A 17,822-nucleotide genomic window follows, 5' to 3' on the forward strand; every position below is an offset into this window, starting at 1 on the left:
CTAGAACCGATAGGTGCCGGTCAGCAGCAGGCTGCGGCCGTCAGGCAGCGGCACGAAGGTTTCGTCGAACTCGTCGGCGTACAGTCGCCGATCGAAGACGTTGCGCATACCCACGGTCACGCCCCAGGTCTCGGTGCGATAGGACACGTTCGCGTCCACGCTGGCCTGCCCGGGAATCTTGAAATAGCCGCCGGCCAGGCGGCGGCCGAGGGTGTGATCGCGCGCCAGGATGCCGCCGGCCACGCCCCAGCCGCTCCAGCGGCTGTCCTGGAACTGGTAGCTGCTCCACAGGGTGAAACGGGTGCGCGGGACGCCGAGGGTCGGCGTACCGTCGCGCCGGCCGATGCGGGCCAGCGCCAGGCTGCTGCTCAGTTCCAGGCCGGGGGCGAGGGCGCCGACGAAGTCGAGATCCAGCCCGTGGTTGCTCTGGCTGTCGATCGGTCTGGCGAAGTACGACGGATGCGCCAGCACCAGGTCGAAGCTGCGGTCGACGGTGATCTGGTAGTAGGCGGCGCTGAGCCGCGCCCGGTGCTCGAACAGATCGATCTTCGCCCCCACCTCCACTTGCCGCGACAACGCGGGCGGCAATGGCCGGCCGTTCTTGCCGAGCACGGCACTCGGCGCAAAGCCGTTCATGGTGCTGGCGTACAGCGACGCCTCCGGGGTCAGTTTGTAGACCACGCCGACGTTGGGCACCCAGCGGCGCCGGCGCAACTGGCGCAGTTTGCCCTTGGCGTCGTAGCTGGAAATCTCGTACGCCGAGCGGCGCAGCGCCAGCAGCACGTCCCAGCGTTCGCCCATGCTGATCTGGTCCTGCAGCAGGATGCCGCTCCGGCTCGACCATGGGCTGCCGGGGTAATGCAGGATCCCGCGCCGCGAATGCGGCCAGTGCACCGGACCCAGCCGCTCGTCGCCGAACACGTCGTAGCGGTTGCGGTGCATGCGGATGAAGTAATCGCTGCTGCCCAGCCGCGCGCGCGTGTAATCCAGGCCCAGGGTCACGGTCTGCCGCAGCGGCCCGGCGCCGAAGCTGCCGACCAGGTCGTTCTGGATGGTGTAGTACGCCGTCGTATTGCGGTACGCCTCGGCATAGGCGCGCACGGCGCCCTTCGGCGAAGGCGACAGCATGCCCCAGTTGCGCGCGTCGATCGCCTGGGTCACGTACTGGCCGCGGCTGCGCAGTTGCCAGCGGTCGCTGAGCCGCTGATCGAACAGGTAATAGGCGCGCTGGGTGCGGTAGGCGGTGTGGTCCTGTGCGTTGCCCAGCCGCAAGCTCCTGGGCGTCATCGCCGACACGCGGTTGCGCAGCAGCAGGGCATGGTCGGCGGCCGGCTGCCGATCGGTCACGCGCTGCACGCCGAGCACCAGGCGGTTGTCGTCTCCCTGCCAGGCGATGGACGGCGCCAGGTAGGCGGCATTGCGCGGGCCGTAGCCTTGCGCCGTGGAATCGGCATGCTGGCCGGAGACGACGAGCCGATAGCTCAGCGGCGTGGCGCCGATCGGTCCGGTCGCATCGAGCCCGGCCTGCACGTCGCCGCGCTCGCCGAGGACGTAGCTGAGTTCGCGCTTCGGGGTGCGCAGCGGTTGCTTGGTGACGACGTTGATCAGTCCGCTCATGTCGCCGCCGTTGCTGTCGCCGAGGATCGACTCCGGGCCCTTGAGCACTTCGACCCGCTCCACGCCGATCATCGGCGGGTAGCCGCCGAGGCCGACGAAGCTGTTCGGCATTCCGTCGGTCATGCCGTTGCCGGTGTAGATGCCGCGGATCTTGAACAGCGGCGCGCGCAACGGATTTTCGATCTGCTGCACGCTGGCCACGTTGCGCAGGGCGTCGGCGACGGTGCGCACCTGTTGCGAGGCCAGCAGATGCGGAGCGACCACGTTCACCGACTGCGGCACGGCGATGGAATCGGCGGCGTAACGCAGCGCGTCGCTGGCATAGGCTGGCACGTCGCCCATGGCGTGATCGGTCAGCGCCGCGGCGTCGACCTGTTCCAGCAGCTTGGCTGGCGCGCCGGCGCGGTGCGCATCGGCGGCATCCGCAGGATCGACCGGCGCCGTGGCGGCGGGGGTGACCGCCACCGTGTTCGCATCGAGCATGCGGTACGCGAGGCCACTCGATTGCAGCAGGCGCTGCAGCGCCGCGTCCGGGGTGAACATGCCTTGCAGCCCGTCGCTGCGCATCCCGGCCAGGGTCGGGCTGGCGGTCAGCACCTGCATGTTGGCCTGCTTGCCGTACGCGATCAGCGCCGTGGACAGCGCCTGCGGGGGGATCGAGAACCCGATCTGCCGTGCGTCGGGTGCGAGTGGCACGGCGAGGGCAGTGGGGCAGGGTGCGAGCTGCAATGCCAGGCTGCCGCAAATGATCAGTCGCCTCAGCCCACGCACTGCCCGTCGCCCCCCAGCGGAAGCGCGAATTATGCCACGCGCGGTGATGCCGACGCGGGCCGCCGCCGCCCCTAAGCCCGGGCGGCGCGCGGTATCGCCTAACGGCGGCTCAGCACGATCTCGTCCTTGCCTTGGCGCACCCGCAGCGGGAACACCTGCGGCAAGGCCTCGATCCACTGCGCGGTCGCCTGGGTGTCGACGGTTCCGGTGAAGCTCAGTCGTCCAAGCTCCGGGTCGTCCAGGCGCAGTGGCCGGTCGCTGTAGCGGTTGACCCGCGCGATCACCGTGTCCAGTGGCGTATCGACGAACTCCAGCCGGTGATCGCGCCAGGCGGTGGCCTGCGCCACGTCGATCTGGCTGACCTGCAGCGCGGGCTTGGCCGGATCGTAGGACACGCGCTGTCCGGCCACCGCTTCCAGCCCGCCGCTGCCGTCGGCCGGCACCTGGCCGGCGCCGTAGATGCGGACCCGGCCTTCGGTGACCGCGACTTCGACGCGTTCGCCGTCGCGGCTGACGTCGAAGGCGGTGCCCAAGTCCAGGATCGACACGCCGCCGGCGTCGACCACGAACGGGCGCCCGGCGTGATGCGCCACGTCGAAGAAGGCCTCGCCGGCGATCAGCTCCACGTGGCGCTGCGCGGCGCTGAAGCTGGTGCTCAACTTCGATGCACCGCCGAGCGCGATTTTCGAGCCGTCCGCCAGCACGATGTCCTGGTGGCGGCTGGTCGCGCTGCTGTAGACCTGGATGCGCGGCGGCGGGTGCAACTGCCGCCAGGCCAGGGCGCCGCCGAGCGCCAGCACGCCCACGCAGGCCGCGACCTGCAGCGGCCGCCAGCGCGAACGCGGCGGCGCGAACCTGCGCACCACCTCGTCCCGCGCTGCCGCATCGAGCGTCGCCAGGTCGCCGCCGAGCGCATTGATGCGTTCGAACGCCTGCAGGTGCCGCGGGTCGGCCTCCGTCCAGTCCAGCCAGCGCGCCACGGTGTCCTCGTTGCTGTCGGGTTCGCGCAGCAGGGCCCACCAGCGCGCGGCGTCGTCGAGGATGTGTTGGTCGATGCCGCTGTCCATTACGGGATCTCCGCTTCGTCGAAGCGTTTGCGGCAATGCGCGAGCGCGTTGGCCACATGGTAGCGGACCATCCGTTCGCTCACGTTCATCGCCTTGGCGATCATGCCGAAGTCCTTGCCTTCGATCACGTGCAGCACGAAGGCGCGGCTGGTCTTTGCGGGAAGTTCCTTCAACGCCCGGGTCAACGCGCGCAGCTGCTCGCTGGCCGTGGCGTGCCGCTCCGGAACCGGCGGGAGCGGCAGATCGTGTTCCGGCAGCTCCACTGCGGCGTTTTCGCGGACCTTGCGCATGCGCAGCCGGTCCACCGCCAGGTTCGAGGCGACATGGAACAGGTAGGCGCGCGGCGATGCCAGCGCGTCGGGACGCTCAAGCGTCACGATGCGCATGTACGCCTCCTGCGCCACGTCCTGCGCGTCCGCCATCGAGCCGAGCTTGCAGTGCAGGAACGCGAGCAGGGCGCGGTGATGTTCCTTGAACAGCGCGTCGACCTGGTGCGCAGGCGCCTGCTCCGGCGACGGCGCGCCCTCGGTGTGCTCGGCCCGGCTCACGACTGCTGATGCTCCTGGAGGGAAGCGGCCGCGGCAGTATAGCCAGGCTCACTGGCCGTCACGCGACGCAGCACCGCAAGCGGCTGGCAGCGCCGCGGCCAGCAAGCCTTCCGCATGCGTCCGCAATGCCTCGCGGCGGCGAAACGCCGCGCGGTGCTGGCTGGGTACGTCGGCTGCGGTCTTGCGTGCCGGGGTCAGCGGCAGCGCGAACCAGCCATCGACGATGGGCGTACCGCCCTGCTCGATCCAGAACGCGTCGTAGTCGGACAGGAACACGTCTCGCTTGCGCTGCAGCGGATGCGCGCCATTGCAGACGGCGCGGATCGCGTGCGCGCCGAGGCGCTCGGCGAAGGTGCAGGCCAGGGACAGCATCAGTTGCTTGGGCCGCAGCCCGTGCATCTGCTTGGTCAGCGCGCGCACCACGTCGCGGGCGTCGGCACCCTTTGGGCCCTGCAGGCAACCGATCAGTACCGTCGGATGGGCGTCGTCGCCGGTCACGGTCAGCACCAGGCGATACAGTTCGCGTCCCGCCGCGTCGCTGAGCTGCAACCAGAGCTCGCCTTCGCAGCTCATCGGCGCCGGCGGCAGCAGCGACAGCGTCAGCAGGCTGCCATCGTGCAGCGGCAGCGTCCCCAGGTCCGCCTGGCCTTGACGGTAGATGGCGTCGAACAACGCGGCCGGCAGGCGCTCAAGCATCAGGCGATAGTGCTGCCGGAGGTGACGCAGCCGCGCCTTGCTACTCCAGCGGGTGTTCACGAAACGATGCAGGTGGCGCTCGAGCAGGCGCGGGTCGCGCTCGGCATAGCCACGCATGCGCGGATCGCGGCGCACTGCGTCGAGGAACCGCCCGTGCTCGGTCGGCATGCTCAACGCGCGCAGCAGGTACTTGGTCGCCTTGATCCCGCGCTGCAGGCGGTTGCCGTGCCAGTCCGTGCGCCGCTGGAACGAGGCCAGGAACAGCGGCCACCACCGTGACGGTGCGGCATCGGCGCTCGGCCGGGGCGGCAGCGCAGGCCGGGCCAGGCGGGTCGGCGCCGACTCGAACGCTGCGGCGCTCGCGGAAACGTCCACCAGATCAGTGGGTTGCAGGAAGAATTCGGTGGTCGCTTCGGTCACGTTCGGCTCGCAGAGGGACGGTGCTCTCTGACAAGACGTTTCAAGAAGCGAAAATTGAAATGGGTCCGCACGCGCGGTGCTCGGCCGCGTCCGCGGCGTCCCGGCCTGGCCGGATCTGCATCATGCAGGCAGCGGGCGCGCGCGATAGCCGCGACGGGCGTTCCCGTTCACGCCGGTCGCGGTGAAGCCGCTCTTGCACGCGAATGACAGATCAGTGGGCGATGCCGGATTCGGCGGCGCCACGATCCGGCGCCCTCCACCTCGGCCATGCACAGGTTCCCGATCGGGCCCGCGAGCCGCGATGCCCGCGGCTGCGGCGCCGCTCAGCGCCGCGCCAGCAGCACCAGCATCGCGCCGGTGCCGCCTTGCGCGGTCGGCGCCGAATGGAAGGCCAGCACGTCGTTGCGCTGGCGCAGCAGGCGGTCCACCAGGTTCTTCAGCAGCGGCACGCCGCCCGATTGCAGGCCCTTGCCGTGCACGATCCGAACGCAGCCGAACTCGTGCGCGTGCGCCTCGGCCAGGAACTGGCGCAGCAGCGTCTCGGCCTGCGCCGCGGTGGCACCGTGCAGGTCCAGTTCGTCCTGGGCCGAGAACTGCCCCTTGCGCAGGCGCTGGAACACCCGCGCCGGCAGATGCTCGCGGCGGTAGCTGGCCACGTCGCCGGCTTCCAGTGGCGTGCTCTGGCGCAGCAATTGCTGGAACTCTCCCTGCGCCTCGGCGTCGTCGCGTTCGGCCATGCGCGCGCGCGGCTTGGGGCGCGGCTTGGCATTGGCCGGCGGCGTCGCGTTGAGCGGGGCCACCTTGCCGATGGCCGCGCGGAACAGCGCGGCGGGATCTTCGTCGTCGGAATGCGCCATGCGCACAGCTTAGAGCGTGCGGCGCGGTTTGAGGTGAGCGCGGCGTTGCCGGCAGCGTCTGGCGTGCGGACCACTGCGCTGCGGTCGCACGGCGCGACGCCGCTCCAGTGCGCGGCGCGATGGCCGTCACCGCGGTCGTCGTCGCGCTGTCAGCGACCTGGCAGGGCGCATCCGGTATCATGCCCCCGGTTTTCGAGGAGCACCATGCGCGTATTAGTGAGCAACGACGACGGCGTCGACGCCCCCGGCATCCGCATGCTGGCCGAGCAGTTGCGCGGCGCCGGCCACGAGGTGACGGTGGTCGCACCCGACCGCGACCGGTCCGGCGCCAGCAATTCGCTGACCCTGGATCTGCCGATCCGGCTCAAGCGCATCGACCACTACACCTGCAGCGTCGCCGGCACGCCCACCGACTGCGTGCATCTGGCGCTCACCGGCATGCTGGAGTTCGACCCGGACATCGTGGTCTCCGGCATCAACAATTCCGCCAATCTCGGCGACGACGTGATCTATTCCGGTACCGTCTCGGCGGCGATGGAAGGCCGCTTCCTCGGCCTGCCCGCGGTGGCGGTGTCGCTGGTCAGCCACAACCACGACCCCAGGCATTTCCAGACCGCCGCACGCGCCGCAGTGGAGATCGTGGCCCAGCTCAAGGCCGATCCGCTGCCGGCCGACACCATCCTCAACGTCAACGTGCCCGACCTGCCGTGGCAGGAGATCAAGGGCTTCGAGGTCACCCGGCTCGGCAACCGCCACCGCTCCGAACCGTGCCTGCCGCAGACCGACCCGCGCGGCGGCACCGTGTACTGGATCGGCCCGGCCGGGCGCGAGCAGGACGCCGGTCCCGGTACCGACTTCCACGCGGTACGCACCGGCTTCATCTCGATCACCCCGATCCAGGTCGATCTGACCCGCTATCAGGCATTGGAAAAGGTCGCCAGCTGGGTCGGCGGCCTGACCGCCGCGCTGGACCGCCCGGCATGACCCCGCGGTTGCGCCTGCAGCCGGAAGCGATCGGCATCGGCATGACCTCGCAGCGCGTACGCGACCGCCTGGTCGAGCGCCTGCGCGAGGCCGGCATCCGCGACGAGAGCGTGCTCAACGCGGTGCGCACCGTGCCGCGGCATCTGTTCATCGACGAGGCGCTGGCCTCGCGCGCCTACGAGGACACCGCGCTGCCGATCGGCCACGGCCAGACCATCTCGCAACCGTGGGTGGTGGCGCGCATGACCGAGACGGTGCTGGAAGCGGCGCCGAAGAGGGTGCTGGAAGTCGGTACCGGCTCCGGCTACCAGGCGGCCATCCTGGCCGCGCTGGGTCTGGAAGTGCATACCGTCGAGCGCATCGGCGATCTGCTGCGGCAGGCGCGCAAGCGTTTCCGCCAGCTCGGCATGAACGTGCGCAGCAAGCACGACGACGGCCGCATCGGCTGGCCCGAGCATGGCCCGTTCGACGCCATCGTGGTCACGGCGGCGGCACCGGCGCTGGTCGATGCGCTGATCGAACAGCTGGCCCCGGGCGGCTGCCTGGTGGCGCCGGTCGGTGGCCCGTCCGCGCAATCGCTGATCCGCCTGCGCCGCGCCGCCGACGGCCAGATCGAACAAGACGTCCTGGCGCCGGTGACCTTCGTCCCGTTGCTGTCGGGCATGCTGGATTGACTTCCCGGAGCCGCACTGGATGAAGATTTTCGGGCCGTTGTACGAACGCGCCATCGCCTGGTCGCGGCATCGCCGCGCGCCGGCGCTGCTGACCGGGCTCAGTTTCGCCGAGGCCATCGTGTTCCCGGTGCCGCCGGAAGTGATGCTGGCGCCGATGTCGCTGGCACAGCCGCGGCGCGCGCTGTGGTTCGCCACGTTGAGCCTGCTCGGCTCCCTGGCTGGCGCGGTGATCGGCTACCTGCTCGGCCATTTCGCCTTCGCCGCGGTGCAGCCGCTGATCGAATGGCTCGGTTGGACGCAGAAGATCGACGCGCAGGTGAACCACTTGCGCGAGGTCATCGCCGAGTCGCCGTGGCGTGCGTTCTGGCTGCTGGTGCTGGCCGGCTTCACCCCGATCCCGCTGAAGATATTCACCTGGGCCTCAGGCATCGTCGGGGTGCCGCTGCTACCGTTCCTGGCGAGCATGCTGGTGGGACGCGGCAAGCGCGTGTACCTGGTGGCCGGGGCGATCCGACTCGGCGGGCCGCGTGCGGAAGCCGCGTTGCGCCGCTGGATCGAGCCGCTCGGCTGGGTCGCCTCGGCGATCCTGGCGCTGCTGGTGGTGTGGGTCATATGGAGAGCGAAGGTCGGATGAGCGTGGATCGGGTGGTGCGGAACGGCCTGCGTTGCGGCCTGGGTGTGCTGGTGGCGGTGGCGCTCGGCGCCTGCAGCAGCGCCACGGTGGTGCGCACGCCGGGCGGCGCGCCGGTGCGCGGCACCGCTGCTGCCTCGGCGCCTCGCGTGTCCGTGCCCAAGCCCGGAGTCAGCGCCACCGTTCGGCGCGGCGACACGCTGTACGCGATCGCCCGCGCCAACAACATCACCCCGCAGGACCTGGCCGGCTGGAACGGCCTGCAGCCGCCGTACACCATCTATCCGGGGCAGTCGCTGAAGCTGTATCCGCCGGGTGGGGCAGTCGCCGTGCGGCCCGGTAGCGGCCCGGTGACGCCGCCGGCCTCCGGTGCCGGCGCCGCCGCTCGGCCGCCGTCCGTTCCGGTGCCGGCGCCGGTCAGCAGCGGTTTCCCCTGGCGCTGGCCGGCCGATGGCGTGGTGGTCAGCCGCTTCGTCGGCGGCGAGGCGACCAAGCAGGGCATCGACATCGGCGGCAGCAATGGCGAGGCCGTGCGCGCCGCGGCGGACGGCGTGGTGGTCTATTCCGGCGCCGGCCTGGTCGGCTACGGCGAACTGATCATCGTCAAGCACAACGAACAGTGGCTGTCGGCCTACGGCCACAACCGCAAGCGCCTGGTCAACGAAGGCCAGAACGTCAAGGCCGGCCAGCAGATCGCCGAAATGGGCCACAGCGGCGCGGCGCGCGACATGCTGCACTTCGAGATCCGCTACAACGGCAAGCCGGTCGACCCACTGCTGTATCTGCCGCCGAAGTAACCGGCTGCGTCGTTGCGCGGGCGGATCCCCGGCCCGGCGCAGCGCGCCGGGCGTTCGCCGTTGGCGCGGCCCAGTGGGCCGCAAGCGCCGCCGGCTCACCCGCTACAACGGCAAGCCGGTCGACCCACTGCTGTATCTGCCGCCGAAGTAACCGGTTGCGTCGTTGCGCGCGCGGATCCCCGGCCCGGCGCAGCGCGCCGGGCGTTCGCCAACGGCGCGGCCCAGTGGGCCGCAAGCGCCGCCGGCTCACCCGCTACAACGGCAAGCCGGTCGACCCGCTGCTGTATCTGCCGCCGAAGTAACCGGCTGCGTCGTTATGCGGGCGGATCCCCGGCCCGGCGCAGCGCGCCGGGCGTTCGCCGTTGGCGCGGCCCAGTGGGCCGCAAGCGCCGCCGGCTCACCCGCTACAACGGCAAGCCGGTCGACCCGCTGCTGTATCTGCCGCCGAAGTAACCGGTTGCGTCGTTACGCGGGCGGATCCCCGGCCCGGCGCAGCGCGCCGGGCGTTCGCCATCGGCGCGGCCCAGTGGGCCGCAAGCGCCGCCGGCTCACCCGGGGTGCCACCGTGCATGCATTCTTTTGTGGGAGGGGCTTCAGCCCCGACGCGCCGTGCTCGCATCGCGCGGCAGACGCCGCGCAGCGATCTGCAAGAGACGAAAGGAACGACAGGCGTCCTCTCTGCCTCGATCGCATGTTGTCCGCGGCGCGGCCAGGCCGTGGTTGAGGCCGCTGAGGTCAACGATGAGGAGGTCGCAGTGCCCGGCCCGCGACGCCTGGCTCAGCCTTCGAGCAGAAACCCCACCGCCACGCGCCGGCCTTCGGCGGCCAGCACGTTGTAGGTGCGCGCCGCAGCGGCATTGTTCATCACCTCGATGCCGATGCCGCGGGTCAGGAACAGCGCCATCACCGCCGCGGCGGGAAACACCTGGCGTTCGCCGGTGCCGAGGATCACCAGGGCCGGGTTGAGCTCCAGCAGCGGCTGCAGATGTTGCGGCTGCAGGTCGCCGGCCGGCGGGGCCTGCCAGTCCTCGACCAGGGTGTCCGGCGCGAGGACAAAGCTGCGGGTCAACAGCCGGTCGTTCACCTTGGCCTGGCGGCCGTCGGCCATGCGCAGGGCATAGGCGTAGTCGGGCAGGTCCTGGGTCAGTTGCATGAGGTCACCGGAGCGCGCTCAGGCGCGCGGCAGCACGATCTGCCGGTCTTCCTTGGCCGGGCGATACAGGATCGCGGTATGGCCGATGCGCTGCACTAGCACGCTGTGCGACTGCTCCACCAGGCTGCCGATGGCGGCGTCGCGGGCCTCGCGGTCGTCGCCGCCAACCTTCACCTTGACCAGTTCGTGGCGCTCCAGCACCTCGTCCAGTTCGGCCAGGAAGGCCGGGGTGACGCCCTTGCTGCCGATCTGCAGCAGGGGTTTGAGGTCGTGGGCCAGGCCGCGCAGGAAGCGGTTCTGGGCCGAGGTCAGGCTGATCGACATGCAGGTGGGAGCAGGGTTGGCAAGGGCGATCAGGGTATCATGGCCGCCCCTCCCGACCGTGCGTCCATGGCCACCCGCAGCAAAAGCAGCCAACGCTGGCTCCGCGAACATTTCGCCGATCCCTTCGTGAAGAAGGCCCAGGCCGAAGGCATGCGCTCGCGCGCGGCCTATAAGCTGGAGGAACTGCTGCAGCGCGACAGGCTGCTCAAGCCGGACATGGTGGTGGTCGATCTCGGCGCCGCGCCGGGCGGCTGGTCGCAGCAGGTGCGCAAGTCGATGGGCGACCGCGGTCGCGTGCTGGCCCTGGACATTCTGGAGATGCCGCCGCTGGCCGGCGTGGAGTTCCTTCACGGTGACTTCAGGGAGGACGCGGTGCTATCGCAATTCGAGGCCATGCTGGGCGATACCCCGGTGGACCTTGTGCTGTCGGATATGGCCCCCAATAAGAGCGGAATGGATGCGGTCGACCAGCCGCGGATGATGCATCTGGCGGAATTGGCGATGGCGTTCGCCGACAGCCACCTGAAGCCGAACGGCGCGTTCCTGATCAAGCTGTTCCAGGGCGTGGGGTTCGACGACTACATCCGCGACATGCGCCGCCGCTATGAGAAGGTGACCATCCGCAAGCCGGCCGCGTCGCGCAAGCGCTCGCCGGAGGTCTACGCCCTCGGACAGGGCAAGCGCGCCCAGATCAAGTAAGCTGAACGCAAGGCTGAATCCGCAATGCCACGCATCGAGACAGAGTTGAAGGGACACCGGAGCCAATGAGGATGAACGACTTGACCAAGAATCTGCTGTTGTGGGTAGTCGTTGCCGTCGTGCTGATGGTGGTGTTCCAGAGCTTCTCGCCGCGGCTCGCCGGCGGCGCGGGCACCGACAACGTGACCTACTCCCAGTTCCTGAAGGACGTGGACGCCGGGCGGGTGAAGTCGGTCGATTTCACCGATGCCACCAACCTGTCGGTCAACGCGATCCGCTTCAAGCGCGCCGACGGCAGCGAAGGCTCGGTGTACGGCCCGAGCGACGGCAAGCTGATCGACGTGCTGTACAGCAAGAACGTGGACATCACCCGGCAGAAGCCCGACAACGGTCCGGGCTTCTGGTCGCTGGTGCTGAACTTCCTGCCGGTCATCCTGATCATCGGCTTCTGGCTGTTCATCATGCGCCAGATGCAGGGCGGCGGCGGCGGTGCCAAGGGCGCGATGTCCTTCGGCAAGTCGCGCGCCAAGCTGCAGGGCGAGGACCAGATCAAGATCACCTTCGCCGACGTCGCCGGCTGCGACGAGGCCAAGGAAGAGGTCGGCGAACTGGTCGACTTCCTGCGCGATCCGACCAAGTTCACCAAGCTCGGCGGCAAGATCCCGCGCGGCGTGCTGATGGTCGGCCCGCCGGGTACCGGCAAGACCCTGCTGGCCAAGGCCATCGCCGGCGAGGCCAAGGTGCCGTTCTTCAGCATCTCCGGTTCGGACTTCGTGGAAATGTTCGTCGGCGTCGGCGCCAGCCGCGTGCGCGACATGTTCGAGCAGGCCAAGAAGCATGCGCCGTGCATCATCTTCATCGACGAAATCGATGCGGTCGGCCGCCATCGCGGTGCCGGCCTGGGCGGCGGTCACGACGAGCGCGAGCAGACCCTCAACCAGCTGCTGGTGGAGATGGATGGCTTCGAGGGCGGCGAGGGCGTGATCGTGATCGCCGCGACCAACCGTCCGGACGTGCTGGATCCGGCGCTGCTGCGCCCGGGACGCTTCGACCGCCAGGTCGTGGTGGGCCTGCCGGACGTGCGCGGCCGCGAGCAGATCCTCAAGGTGCACATGCGCAAGCTGCCGCTGGCCGACGACATCGAGCCGATGGTGATCGCGCGCGGCACGCCGGGCTTCTCCGGCGCCGACCTGGCCAACCTGTGCAACGAGGCGGCCCTGTTCGCCGCGCGCGAGTCGGTCAAGGAAGTGCGCATGGACCACTTCGACCGTGCCCGCGACAAGATCCTGATGGGTGCCGAGCGTCGTTCGATGGCCATGAGCGAGGACGAGAAGACGCTCACCGCCTACCACGAAGCCGGCCACGCCATCGTCGGCCGCCTGGTGCCCGAGCACGACCCGGTCTACAAGGTCACGATCATCCCGCGCGGCCGCGCGCTGGGCGTGACCATGTATCTGCCGGAAGGCGACAAGTACTCGATGAACCGTGTGGCGATCGAGTCGCAGCTGTGCTCGCTGTATGGCGGCCGCGTGGCCGAGGAACTGATCTTCGGTACCGACAAGGTCACCACCGGCGCGTCCAACGACATCGAGCGCGCGACCAAGATGGCGCGCAACATGGTCACCAAGTGGGGCCTGTCCGACGAGCTGGGGCCGATCGCCTACGGCGAGGAGGACGACGAAGTGTTCCTGGGCCGTTCGGTGACCCAGCACAAGAGCGTCTCCGACGACACCGCGCGGCGCATCGACGAAGTGGTGCGGTCAATCCTCGACAAGGCGTATGCGAAGACCACGCAGATCCTCACCGAGAATCTGGACAAGCTGCACACCATGTCGCAGCTGCTGCTGCAGTACGAGACCATCGACGCGCCGCAGATCGAGGCGATCATGGAAGGCCGCGATCCGCCGCCGCCGATGGGCTGGAACAAGTCCGGCAAGGACGGCGGCAACAACGACAAGGGCAATTCGCGTCCGCTGCCGCCGATCGCCGGGCCTGCCGAGCAGGTGTAAGCGCAGGAGCGCCCTTCAAGCGTCGAAAAGCCAGGGAGCGATCCCTGGCTTTTTTGTTGGTGGCGGTGCGGGGCCGGTCGCATCGGCTTACGCCGACTCGCCGCCTGCATGCGCGTGGGCGACAATGGCACTGCGCTGGCCGCAGGTTGCCGCGTCGATGCGATGTGCCGCGGAAACGTCGCGTAGGCCGCTGCCGCCATGCGTGTGTCGCGGATGCCGCATGGCGCTGCGCAGCGCCATCCCGCCGCCCGCCACGGCCACTACCAGGAGACTCACCGATGTTCGACACCTCGCCCAGCTTGCAGTGCGGCGCCCACCGGCTGCTGCTCGATCGCCCGCGGGTGATGGGCATCGTCAATGTCACCCCGGATTCGTTCTCCGACGGGGGTGCGCACGCCAGCGTGGACGCGGCGGTGGCGCACGGCCTGCGTCTGGCCGAGGAGGGCGCCGACGTGCTGGATATCGGCGGCGAGTCGACCCGTCCGGGCGCGACGCCGGTGCCGGTGGAAGAAGAACTGCGGCGGGTGATTCCGGTGATCGAGCGGCTGGCCGCGCAGACCGCGCTGCCGCTGAGCGTGGACACCTTCAAGCCGGAGGTGATGCGCGCCGCGGTCGCGGCGGGCGCCGGCATGATCAACGACGTGCAGGCCCTGCGCCAGCCCGGCGCACTGGACGCTGCCGCGGAACTGGGGGTGCCGGTGGTGCTGATGCACATGCCCGCCGACGCCTATGCCGCCGGCAGCGCGCCCGGCTACGACGACGTGGTCGGCGAGGTGCACCGGTTCCTGGCCGAGCGCATCTTCGCCGCGGAGATGGCCGGCATCGACAAGCGACGCATCCTGGTCGACCCGGGCTTCGGCTTCGGCAAGAGCACCGCCGACAACCTGCAGTTGCTGGCCCAGTTGGCGCGGCTGGTCGAGCTGGGCGTGCCGGTGCTGGCCGGCTTGTCGCGCAAGCGCAGCATCGGCGAGCTGACCGGGCGCGAGGCGCCGGAGCAGCGGGTGGCCGGCTCGGTCGCCGCGCATCTGCTGGCTGCACAGCGCGGTGCCGCGCTGCTGCGTGTGCACGACGTCGCTGCCACCGTCGACGCGCTGAAGGTCTGGCAGGCGCTGCAGGCCGTGCCGTTGCCGCGCGCCGCCACAGCGTCGGCCGCGGCAACGATCCGCTGGCCGGACGAGGACTGATGGCGGCCGACCGGCGCCCGCGCGCGATCGCGCTGATGGGCCCGACCGCCTCGGGCAAGACCGCCGCGGCGATCGCCCTGGCCGAACGTTGCGGCGGCGAGATCGTCAGCGTCGATTCGGCGCTGGTCTACCGTGGCCTGGACATCGGCGCGGCCAAGCCCGATGCCGCCGAGCGCGCGCGGGTGCCGCACCACCTGCTGGACCTACGCGATCCCTGGCAGACGTATTCGGCGGCCGAATTCGCCGCCGACGCGCGCGCCGCGCTGGAGGCGATCGTGGCCCGCGGCCGCCTGCCGATCCTGGCCGGGGGCACCGGCCTGTACTTCCAGGCGCTGCTGGAAGGGTTGGCGCCGATGCCGGCGGCCGACCCGCAGCTGCGCGCGGCGCTGACCGCGCAGGCGCATGCCGAGGGTTGGGCGGCATTGCACGCGGAACTTCAGCGGATCGATCCGTTGGCCGCGCAGCGCATCCGCCCCGGGGACGCGCAGCGCATCCAGCGTGCGCTGGAGGTGTACCGGCTCAGCGGCCGGCCGATCAGTGCCTGGCAGGCGGACCCGGGTCCGCCGCGGCTGCCGCTGCGGGTGCTGAAACTGGTGCTGGCGCCGGCCGAGCGCAGTGTGCTGCACGGGCGCATCGAGGCCCGCTTCGACGCGATGCTGGGGCAGGGCTTCCTCGACGAAGTGCGCGCCTTGCGTGCGCTGCCCGGGATGCAGGCGGTGGCGCAGCCGCTGGCGCTGCCGGCGGTGCGCGCGGTCGGCTACCGCCAGGCCTGGGAGTACCTGGACGGCGTCGGCGATGCGGCGGACTTCCGCGTCCGCGCCATCGCCGCCACCCGGCAGCTGGCCAAGCGCCAGCTCACCTGGTTGCGCGGCGAGCAGGATGCCCGCTGGTTCGACCCGGCGCGCGACGCCGGGCGCCTGCAGGCGGCCCTGGACGCCTTCCTCGGCTGATCGGGCGCGCCGCCGCGCTGTGCTGGCGCCCGCGGTTGTGTAACATCGACGTTCCGGACCACGGCAGGGGAGCTGCAGTGCCGTCCCGGACAATAAAAACAATAATTTGGGAGTGAAGCATGTCCAAGGGGCAATCCTTGCAGGATCCTTTCCTCAACGCGTTGCGTCGCGAACGGGTCCCTGTCTCGGTGTATCTGGTCAACGGCATCAAGCTGCAGGGCACGATCGAGTCGTTCGATCAGTTCGTGGTCCTGCTGCGCAATACCGTCAGCCAGATGGTCTACAAACACGCCATTTCCACCGTGGTGCCGGCGCGCAACGTGCGCGTGGGACCGGGCGGCGGCTATGTGCAGCAGAACGAAGGTGGCAGTGCGGGTGATGATGAAGTCGAGTAGTACCGTAACGAAGTGCGGAGCCGCGGGTGTTTGATCGGTCCCGCCGCGGCGAACATGCACTGCTGATCCAGCCCTACGCCGGCGGTCCGTTGGAAGACGATGTGCTGGAGGAGTTCGCCGACCTGGCGCGCTCGGCCGGTGCCAGCATCGCCGCCACCGTGACCGCGCGCATCGACAAGCCGAGCCCGGCGACGCTGATCGGCAGCGGCAAGCTGGAAGAGGTCAAGGCCGCCGCCGACGCCAGCGGTGCCGACCTGGTTCTGGTCAACCACGCGCTAAGCCCCGGCCAGGAGCGCAACCTGGAGAAATACCTGGAGCGGCGCGTGATCGACCGCACCGGGCTGATCCTGGACATCTTCGCCCAGCGCGCGCGCAGCCACGAAGGCAAGCTGCAGGTCGAACTGGCCCAGTTGCGGCACATGGCCACCCGGCTGGTGCGCGGCTGGACCCACCTGGAGCGCCAGCGCGGTGGTTCGATCGGCCTGCGCGGCCCCGGCGAAACCCAGCTGGAAACCGATCGCCGCCTGCTGCAGAAGCGTGTGGAGCAGTTGCAGAAGCGGCTGGATAAGGTCGAGGTGCAGCACACCCAGATGCGCCGCGCGCGGGTGCGCAGCGAGCTGCCGCGGATCGCGGTGGTGGGCTACACCAACGCCGGCAAGTCGACCCTGTTCAACGCGCTGACCGGCGCCGAAGCCTACGCCGCCGACCAGTTGTTCGCGACCCTGGACCCGACCGTGCGGCGCATCGCGCTGCCCGGCGGCAACGCGATGCTGGCCGATACCGTCGGCTTCGTGCGCAACCTGCCGCATGAGCTGGTGGCGGCGTTCCGCTCGACCCTGTCCGAGGCGCGGGAGGCAGACCTGCTGCTGCACGTGGTCGACGCCGCCGATCCGCTGCGCGAGGAGCGCATCGCCCAGGTCGACGAGGTGCTGCACGCGGTCGGCGCCGGCGAACTGCCGCAGTTGCTGGTGTTCAACAAGATCGACCGCATCGAGGGCGCCGAGGTGCGTCACGATGCGCAGGACGGCGTGCCGGACACCGCGCGGCGCGAGCGGGTGTGGATCTCCGCGCGCGACGGGCGCGGCCTGGACCTGCTGCAGCACGTGCTCGGCCAGCGCCTGGGCCTGCGCCACGTGCAGGGCAGCCTGCGCCTGCCGCCGAGCGCCGGACGCCTGCGCTCGCAATTGCACCAGTTGCAGGTGATCCGCAGCGAGCAGGCCGACGAGGACGGCTGGCTGCTGCAGGTGGACATCCCGATCACCGAGGCCGAGCGCCTGGCCGCCGCGGCCGACGGCGCGCCGATCCGCGCGCTGCTGCCGCCGCGCGAGCAGGAGTAGTGGCAGCAGCGCTGAGTGCCGCGTCGACGCTGGCGTCGGCACGCTCGACGCCGATGGGCGGGCCGGCGTGGTCGCGGCCCATGCGCGGCGTTGGCTGACGGCCGGCCATCCGCCGGCACGCGCAGGCGCGACAGCCACGGCGAATTGGGCTACAAAGCGCACTGGTTTCCCGAGCTGTGCCATGACGCTTCCCACCGATTCGGATCTGCTGCAACAGGCCACCGCCCTCAGCGATCGCTTGCGCACCGCGCGCGAGCGCCTGGTCACCGCCGAAAGCTGCAGCGGCGGCTGGATCGCCAAGGTGATGACCGACGTCGCCGGGTCTTCGGCCTGGTTCGACTGCGGCATCGTCGCCTACAGCTACGAGGCCAAGCAGGCGCTGCTGGGCGTGCGCCCGCAGACGCTGGAGCACCACGGCGCGGTCAGCCGGGAGACGGTGATCGAAATGGTGTCCGGCGCGCTGGTCAATTCCGGCGCCAGCGTCGCGGTCGCGGTGACCGGTATCGCCGGCCCCGGCGGCGGCTCGGCGGACAAGCCGGTCGGCAGCGTCTGGCTGGGCTGGAAGCGTCGCGGCGGCTACGCCAGCGCGCAGTTGTTCCAGTTCCCGGGCGACCGCGACGCGGTGCGCCGGCAGACCGTGGCGGCGGCCCTGCGCGGCCTGGACGCGTTACTGTGATCGTGGCCGCGCGCCTTCCCCGAGGATGAGCGC

18 protein-coding genes are annotated in these 17,822 nt (G+C 70.2%); 11 read left to right on the top strand and 7 right to left on the bottom strand.

Going from position 1 to position 17,822, the window contains the following annotated elements; all coding sequences use genetic code 11:
- From SLW55_RS13225 to SLW55_RS13245, 5 genes are all read right to left on the bottom strand, one after another.
- Nucleotides 1-2,313, bottom strand: coding sequence for a TonB-dependent receptor (locus SLW55_RS13225; protein WP_320745251.1), 2,313 nt, complete (start codon nt 2,311-2,313; stop codon nt 1-3).
- Between the two features lie 173 nt (nt 2,314-2,486).
- The gene (locus tag SLW55_RS13230) at nt 2,487-3,455 is read right to left on the bottom strand and encodes a FecR domain-containing protein (RefSeq protein WP_320745252.1); all 969 of its coding nucleotides are present in this window, start codon (nt 3,453-3,455) and stop codon (nt 2,487-2,489) included.
- Nucleotides 3,455-4,003 (bottom strand): RNA polymerase sigma factor, encoded by a 549-nt coding sequence (locus tag SLW55_RS13235; protein ID WP_017911058.1) that lies wholly within the window; start codon nt 4,001-4,003, stop codon nt 3,455-3,457. Before SLW55_RS13235 ends, SLW55_RS13230 begins: the two co-directional genes overlap by 1 nt.
- A 48-nt stretch (nt 4,004-4,051) precedes the next feature.
- On the bottom strand, nt 4,052-5,119 hold the full coding sequence (locus SLW55_RS13240) for a VirK/YbjX family protein (protein WP_267099416.1): 1,068 nt from the start codon (nt 5,117-5,119) through the stop codon (nt 4,052-4,054).
- A 323-nt stretch (nt 5,120-5,442) separates the two neighbouring features.
- The gene (locus SLW55_RS13245; protein WP_017911056.1) at nt 5,443-5,976 is read right to left on the bottom strand and encodes a Smr/MutS family protein; all 534 of its coding nucleotides are present in this window, start codon (nt 5,974-5,976) and stop codon (nt 5,443-5,445) included.
- Between the two features lie 204 nt (nt 5,977-6,180).
- Here SLW55_RS13245 and surE point away from each other — a divergent pair, with 204 nt between their 5' ends.
- The 4 genes from surE to SLW55_RS13265 are packed head-to-tail and all read left to right on the top strand — an operon-like array spanning nt 6,181 to nt 9,062.
- Nucleotides 6,181-6,960 carry a 5'/3'-nucleotidase SurE gene (gene surE / locus SLW55_RS13250; RefSeq protein WP_026143981.1) on the top strand — a complete coding sequence of 260 codons (780 nt, stop codon included), beginning with the start codon at nt 6,181-6,183 and terminating at the stop codon, nt 6,958-6,960.
- A complete protein-coding gene (locus tag SLW55_RS13255) occupies nt 6,957-7,634 on the top strand; it encodes a protein-L-isoaspartate(D-aspartate) O-methyltransferase (RefSeq protein ID WP_017914224.1) in 678 nt (225 codons plus the stop codon). The genes surE and SLW55_RS13255 overlap by 4 nt, the downstream gene beginning before the upstream one ends.
- Nucleotides 7,635-7,653: 19 nt before the next feature.
- On the top strand, nt 7,654-8,268 hold the full coding sequence (locus SLW55_RS13260) for a YqaA family protein (RefSeq protein WP_017917495.1): 615 nt from the start codon (nt 7,654-7,656) through the stop codon (nt 8,266-8,268).
- Complete coding sequence (locus SLW55_RS13265) at nt 8,265-9,062, top strand: peptidoglycan DD-metalloendopeptidase family protein (protein WP_150409700.1); 798 nt, start codon at nt 8,265-8,267, stop codon at nt 9,060-9,062. The genes SLW55_RS13260 and SLW55_RS13265 overlap by 4 nt, the downstream gene beginning before the upstream one ends.
- A gap of 778 nt (nt 9,063-9,840) precedes the next feature.
- Here SLW55_RS13265 and SLW55_RS13270 read toward each other — a convergent pair.
- Complete coding sequence (locus tag SLW55_RS13270; protein WP_017910617.1) at nt 9,841-10,215, bottom strand: Mth938-like domain-containing protein; 375 nt, start codon at nt 10,213-10,215, stop codon at nt 9,841-9,843.
- A gap of 18 nt (nt 10,216-10,233) precedes the next feature.
- A complete protein-coding gene (gene yhbY, locus SLW55_RS13275; RefSeq protein WP_010341321.1) occupies nt 10,234-10,539 on the bottom strand; it encodes a ribosome assembly RNA-binding protein YhbY in 306 nt (101 codons plus the stop codon).
- A gap of 66 nt (nt 10,540-10,605) precedes the next feature.
- On the opposite strand from yhbY, the gene rlmE reads away from it, so the two are divergent.
- The 7 genes from rlmE (at nt 10,606) to SLW55_RS13310 (ending at nt 17,789) form a co-directional block, all read left to right on the top strand.
- Nucleotides 10,606-11,238 (top strand): 23S rRNA (uridine(2552)-2'-O)-methyltransferase RlmE, encoded by a 633-nt coding sequence (rlmE, locus tag SLW55_RS13280; protein WP_017910618.1) that lies wholly within the window; start codon nt 10,606-10,608, stop codon nt 11,236-11,238.
- A 71-nt stretch (nt 11,239-11,309) separates the two neighbouring features.
- Nucleotides 11,310-13,247, top strand: coding sequence for an ATP-dependent zinc metalloprotease FtsH (gene ftsH / locus SLW55_RS13285; protein ID WP_017910619.1), 1,938 nt, complete (start codon nt 11,310-11,312; stop codon nt 13,245-13,247).
- Nucleotides 13,248-13,525: 278 nt separating this feature from the next.
- A complete protein-coding gene (gene folP / locus SLW55_RS13290; protein WP_267099419.1) occupies nt 13,526-14,431 on the top strand; it encodes a dihydropteroate synthase in 906 nt (301 codons plus the stop codon).
- Nucleotides 14,431-15,381 (top strand): tRNA (adenosine(37)-N6)-dimethylallyltransferase MiaA, encoded by a 951-nt coding sequence (miaA, locus tag SLW55_RS13295; protein WP_267093989.1) that lies wholly within the window; start codon nt 14,431-14,433, stop codon nt 15,379-15,381. The genes folP and miaA overlap by 1 nt, the downstream gene beginning before the upstream one ends.
- A gap of 119 nt (nt 15,382-15,500) precedes the next feature.
- On the top strand, nt 15,501-15,776 hold the full coding sequence (gene hfq / locus SLW55_RS13300) for an RNA chaperone Hfq (protein ID WP_010341316.1): 276 nt from the start codon (nt 15,501-15,503) through the stop codon (nt 15,774-15,776).
- 26 nt (nt 15,777-15,802) lie between these two features.
- Nucleotides 15,803-17,113, top strand: a complete 1,311-nt coding sequence (gene hflX / locus SLW55_RS13305) for a ribosome rescue GTPase HflX (protein ID WP_320745253.1) — start codon at nt 15,803-15,805, stop codon at nt 17,111-17,113.
- A 181-nt stretch (nt 17,114-17,294) separates the two neighbouring features.
- A complete protein-coding gene (locus SLW55_RS13310; RefSeq protein WP_017914255.1) occupies nt 17,295-17,789 on the top strand; it encodes a CinA family protein in 495 nt (164 codons plus the stop codon).
- The last annotated feature ends 33 nt before the right edge of the window (nt 17,790-17,822 follow it).

Source organism: Xanthomonas sp. LF06-19, from assembly GCF_034105425.1.
GTDB lineage: Bacteria > Pseudomonadota > Gammaproteobacteria > Xanthomonadales > Xanthomonadaceae > Xanthomonas_A > Xanthomonas_A sontii.

Excerpts from the sequence above, each read along its gene's own strand:
- ftsH (WP_017910619.1), top strand. The coding sequence starts at position 11,310 with ATGAACGACTTGACCAAGAATCTGCTGTTGTGGGTAGTCGTTGCCGTC.
- yhbY (WP_010341321.1), bottom strand. The coding sequence starts at position 10,539 with ATGTCGATCAGCCTGACCTCGGCCCAGAACCGCTTCCTGCGCGGCCTG.
- SLW55_RS13310 (WP_017914255.1), top strand. The coding sequence starts at position 17,295 with ATGACGCTTCCCACCGATTCGGATCTGCTGCAACAGGCCACCGCCCTC.
- SLW55_RS13260 (WP_017917495.1), top strand. The coding sequence starts at position 7,654 with ATGAAGATTTTCGGGCCGTTGTACGAACGCGCCATCGCCTGGTCGCGG.
- SLW55_RS13265 (WP_150409700.1), top strand. The coding sequence starts at position 8,265 with ATGAGCGTGGATCGGGTGGTGCGGAACGGCCTGCGTTGCGGCCTGGGT.
- SLW55_RS13270 (WP_017910617.1), bottom strand. The coding sequence starts at position 10,215 with ATGCAACTGACCCAGGACCTGCCCGACTACGCCTATGCCCTGCGCATG.
- hfq (WP_010341316.1), top strand. The coding sequence starts at position 15,501 with ATGTCCAAGGGGCAATCCTTGCAGGATCCTTTCCTCAACGCGTTGCGT.
- SLW55_RS13255 (WP_017914224.1), top strand. The coding sequence starts at position 6,957 with ATGACCCCGCGGTTGCGCCTGCAGCCGGAAGCGATCGGCATCGGCATG.
- surE (WP_026143981.1), top strand. The coding sequence starts at position 6,181 with ATGCGCGTATTAGTGAGCAACGACGACGGCGTCGACGCCCCCGGCATC.
- miaA (WP_267093989.1), top strand. The coding sequence starts at position 14,431 with ATGGCGGCCGACCGGCGCCCGCGCGCGATCGCGCTGATGGGCCCGACC.
- SLW55_RS13230 (WP_320745252.1), bottom strand. The coding sequence starts at position 3,455 with ATGGACAGCGGCATCGACCAACACATCCTCGACGACGCCGCGCGCTGG.
- rlmE (WP_017910618.1), top strand. The coding sequence starts at position 10,606 with ATGGCCACCCGCAGCAAAAGCAGCCAACGCTGGCTCCGCGAACATTTC.
- SLW55_RS13245 (WP_017911056.1), bottom strand. The coding sequence starts at position 5,976 with ATGGCGCATTCCGACGACGAAGATCCCGCCGCGCTGTTCCGCGCGGCC.
- folP (WP_267099419.1), top strand. The coding sequence starts at position 13,526 with ATGTTCGACACCTCGCCCAGCTTGCAGTGCGGCGCCCACCGGCTGCTG.